Annotated in this window: 3 protein-coding genes; 1 reads left to right on the plus strand and 2 read right to left on the minus strand. The window is 41.3% G+C overall.

What is annotated here, in order from left to right:
* Together ACTHUT_RS14165 and ACTHUT_RS14170 are read right to left on the minus strand one after the other, a co-directional pair.
* Positions 1-1,597: ATP-binding protein (locus ACTHUT_RS14165; RefSeq protein WP_440418928.1), on the minus strand; the 1,597-nt coding region annotated here is incomplete at its 3' end.
* Positions 1,578-2,669, minus strand: a complete 1,092-nt coding sequence (locus ACTHUT_RS14170; RefSeq protein ID WP_250601586.1) for a DNA cytosine methyltransferase — start codon at positions 2,667-2,669, stop codon at positions 1,578-1,580. The genes ACTHUT_RS14165 and ACTHUT_RS14170, both read right to left, overlap by 20 nt.
* A 293-nt stretch (positions 2,670-2,962) precedes the next feature.
* Between ACTHUT_RS14170 and ACTHUT_RS14175 the strand changes: the two genes are divergently transcribed.
* The gene (locus ACTHUT_RS14175) at positions 2,963-4,471 is read left to right on the plus strand and encodes an SWIM zinc finger family protein (protein WP_250601583.1); all 1,509 of its coding nucleotides are present in this window, start codon (positions 2,963-2,965) and stop codon (positions 4,469-4,471) included.
* Positions 4,472-4,689 lie beyond the last annotated feature (218 nt).

Genomic DNA, 4,689 nt, shown 5'->3' on the forward strand with positions numbered 1-4,689 from the left:
ATCTTTGGCATAGGAAATCGATTCTACGATTTTCTATTTCCAACTCATTATCTGGATATTTTTCTTTTAATAATGAAGAAAAAGAGACTTCATCCTGAAAAGACATAATCCTCGGATCTAGCAGCCATGGAAATTGCTTTAAAAAATTATGCATAACGGGAACTTCTTTTGCATTTTCTGCAATATATTGCTCAAATTTTTTAATAGTCTCCAATCGGACTTCTGCTAATTTATAAAATTCACGCGCTTCAATTAACTGCCATTCTTTCATCAATTGCAAAATTTGATTGGTATCTTTGAATCCTTCTTCACTAATTTCCTCTGCTAATTCTTTAAATGAAGTGAATTGATAAGAGTCTTGTACGTACTTAATTAAATTTGTTGCTTTTTGGGGCTCTAGCCCTTCTGCTTGGATAATTTGATTCATGATTCTCTTAGCTAATTTACGTTCATGTCTAGGAAGAGTTTCATACCAATCATCAAGACAAATACCTGTTGCTTCCTCAACTTTTTCCTTTTTATCATTTTCTCTTTTTGTTTTATGAAAGTTATAAAATTTTTTAATCAAAAATTGCAATACCTCTTCCAAAAATTTAGTCTTGTCGGTTTCCCAATTTAATGATCTTCGGTTAGTTGAAATTACATCCTCTGAAAAATCTTCAATAAATCCAACATCTAAGCAACCCGTAATATATGAATACCCAAAACTTGTAGCTCCCAAACCATAAAATGAATATTCGTTAACCAGTTTCCCTCTCGAAAATAAAGCGACCCCTCGCATTTTTTCTGGAACAGTTTGCTCTTTACTTGCGATTAAACTCCCGTTTATTTTTTTAAGATATTCTTTGTATTTATTCTCTTCGTCTTGGTTAAAAGAAATTTCAGTCCATGGGGATTTCCATTCGATAAATTTATCAAAACCTTCATAACGCAAATCATTATTCACGACTATTGGTTCAGCCTCATTATTATGAAAAATCTCCGTTTTAAAATCCGGCTCATCAAAAATCTGGAATGATTTTGCTAATGAAGTTGCCAAGTTTCTTGCTTGAAATCCGGTTTTTCTTTTTATTTTCATTAGCTTAATTTCTGTTCCGGATTGTTTGGATGCTTCGACCTGATCTTCTATAATTTTTGGATGATAAGGCTCTTGAGTATTTTTTTGAGATTGAATTTCCTCCCAATCTAAAATAAATGTTGTTTTCCGGTAATTTTGAATTGTAGAAATTTCGATAGTATTGGCAATTCCGAAAAAAGCCAATTTCCCAATTCCTTTTTTACCTACAACAAAACGTTTTCCGCTACGACTCTTTTCTCCTTCTGACTTTCTCCTATTCCTCCCAATAATAAGAAATTTCTCATTAATTTCATTAAAACTCATTCCATGACCGTCATCTTCAATAATAATACTTTTTTCTTCTAAATTATCATTCAATCTAACAACAACACGAGTAGCATCTGCATCATAAGCATTTGAAACTAACTCTGAAATGACTGGCGGCAAAGTCGAATACATTTGTATTCCTAAATGTGTAATTACATTTGGATCAAATCTCATTTCTAAGATATGAGATGAATTATTGGAAGTTTGAGACATTTCCATTTCCTTTTTTAAGGTGTTTAAGACTATCAACAATTGCCCTGCCTATTTTTTCCGCATACATCGGAGGAACGGCATTACCAATCAAACGGGCTATCTTGTCCCTGCTGCCCGCTTTAAAGACATAGTTACGAGGGAACGATTGCAATGTTGCACCTTCGCGCAGGGATAACGCCCTATCTTCTTCAGGATGGGCAAACCTCCCGTTGGAAATACTAAAGAATTTGGTCGTTATGGTAGGTGCGGGCTTATCCCACCATAGCCTACCAAACGTGTCTTTAAAACTATTGTCTTTTCCGATAAAACATTCCAGCTGTAATTCGGGAATATGTGCAAAAGCCGAGCGGTTTCCTCCGTTTTTAGGGACCAGAGCCAATCGCCTCAGATTTATATCAGATAATCCCGCACAACTATGCATAAAATCCGTTTCATCTTGATGTCCTGCAATAATTTGGGGAAAGCCGTTTGCCATTCCCAAAACATCGCGCACCGTAAGTCGTTTGCCCGAATACTTGACTGGTTCCAGCTTTTCTTTGGTTATTCTGTTTGCAATCAAGGTAAACCTCTTACGACTTTGAGGAATTCCGTAATCAGCCGTATTGTGAATACCGAAATGGACGGTAAATCCTTTTTCTTCCAATAATTTTATGAAATTATCAAGCCCGCTTTCTTTCATCCTGCTCAGAATTCCCGGTACGTTCTCTACAACAACATATCCGGGGTTGAAATATTCTACAAACCGCTGAAACTCCAAAAGCAAACTCTTGGATTTTTCCGATTTTCGTTTGTCTGTTTGAATAACGCTCCAATATTGACAAGGACTACAACCTATAAGAATCAAATCATCATCATTCTTTTTTAAGCCGAGTTCCTTTTCCAATGTTTCAGGCTGCAATTCAAAAACATCAGCCTGTATAAATTTAGCATTTATATTGGCTTCATATGTTTCTTTGCAGCTAGGTTCGTAATCTATCCCGGCTAAAACTTGAATACCGGCGGATTGCATTCCATAGCTCATCCCGCCTCCGCCACAGAAAAAATCGACCGCCTTTAATTTACTGTTTTTCATTTCCATTTAAATAATTAGGTCTGTGAGAACTAACTTCATATAACATATAATTCATTGCTTATCAAAAATAATTTGCGATTTTATTAAAATTCATGCATCTAAACAAGCTATAGCTTAATTTCCTCAAGACGAGCGGATACCTCCAAACGCACACCTCACAGAAAGGTCGTCTGAAACCCATTTCCAGACGACCTTTTGCCACTTTGCAAAACAAATCTTCCCGCTACCCTCTCCCCAAACGTCGCCCGAACCAGTAAACTCCCCATGTTTCAACAACTTCTTGGAAGCAAACCATGTCCGGTATCTACCTACCCCGCCTATTTCCGCCCCACATCATCGAACGCGGTCTGCTGTATTTTCAGCAGGGCAAGGTTCGCAATGTCCAAAAAACTTCCTCAGGGCGTTATCGGGCGGAGGTGTTCGGTTCGGAAAACTATTCGGTATGGCTGAAGCTGGATAGTGATTTGTACATTAAGGACGGGGGCTGCGATTGTCCTTATGGCTGGGCGTGCAAGCATATGGCGGCGTTGTGGTATGCGGTGCGCGCTCAAACGCCGGAGGGGCAGCCTGACGAATCTGACGCGCAACAGCCTAAAAAGGGCGGCAATCCGTATCGGCAGCAGCTCTCCAAAATCTTTTCCCGAACCCGATATTATGATTACTACGAAGCCGCTGATTTGGGCTTCAGGCTGCAAAACTGGTTGGAAGATGTGGCACAGGAGGGGACGGAGGCGTTGCAACAGGCTTTGCCTCTGTTGATACCGCGTTTGCAGGATGCTTTTGAAAAGGCGGACGATTCGGACGGTATGTTGGGCGATGCTATGTATATGGCAATCGACCTGCTGGAAGAGGCGGTCATGGAAAACGTCCCGAAGCGTTTGATTAATTTTTTGGATAAATGTTTGGACGACAGCCGCTATTTTGATTTCTCCGAGGCAGGCAATAAAATCTACCAAATCCGCGCCCGAATCTGGCGGCTGCGCGGCGAATGGCAGGCGTGGCAAGATTATGTGGTTAAACGTTTGGCTGCTACCGAGTCGGGTTGGGAATATGAATTTTGGGCATTTGAGGGTTGGCAGGTTTTGCAGGCGAAAGGCGATACTGCTGCCGCGCAGGATTATTTCAGACGACATCTGCGCCTGCCGAAATTCAGACAAATTGCGGTAGAACAAGCAGTCGGGCAGCAAGATTGGGTGGAAGCGGAACGCCTCTTGCGCGAAGGGATCAGCATTGCCGAAGCTGAAGGAACACTCGGCACACTGCACAAATGGAAGCTGCAACTTTTCGATGTATTGAAGGAAACCGGTAAAAATGTACGCGAAATCGCAGCGGATTTGGCGTTTTCCACCAGCCTTTCATTGCCGCATTATGAAGCGTGGAAAGCCACGTTTTCCGCCGCCGAATGGCCGTATGAATTTAACCGCCTGCTTGCGCGCTTGTCGGGTCAATATTCGCTGCAAGCCGAAATATTGGAGCATGAACAGGAATTCGACCTGTTGCTTGCCCTATTACAGCAACACCTCTTGTTGTTGTACCCGATGGATCGTTTTGCCCCGTCTTTCCCCGAGCCGTATCACGACCAAATCGTAGCTTGCTACCTGAAAATCTTTGCGGCTGAAATCAATAAGGCAAGCAACCGTAAGCAATACCGCCAGCTCTTGAACCAATTAAAGACCCTCCGTCGCCAATATTCCGCTCAACGGCAGGCGATGGAAGACTTTGCCGACGAAATCAGGGAACGATATAGCGAAAAACCGCGCCGGCCTGCGCTGTTGGAGGAGTTGGATCGGGCGGGGTTTTAGGAGAAAGCTGTTCATCTTCACTTTTGTAATGGATCTTTCCAAATAGGCTTAAAATCCTTACACATATTCAACGTATCGATTACTCGAAGTTTATGAATATTTAATACAGTCAGAAAATATAAGTGGAAATATTAAGTCTAAGTCGTATGAAGATATCCATAAGTAAGCTGTAGCCAACATCAAACCGCGTGCGTGCCTTTGGGCACACACCCTTGTAT

It is taken from the genome of Neisseria sp. P0022.S010, from assembly GCF_051956635.1.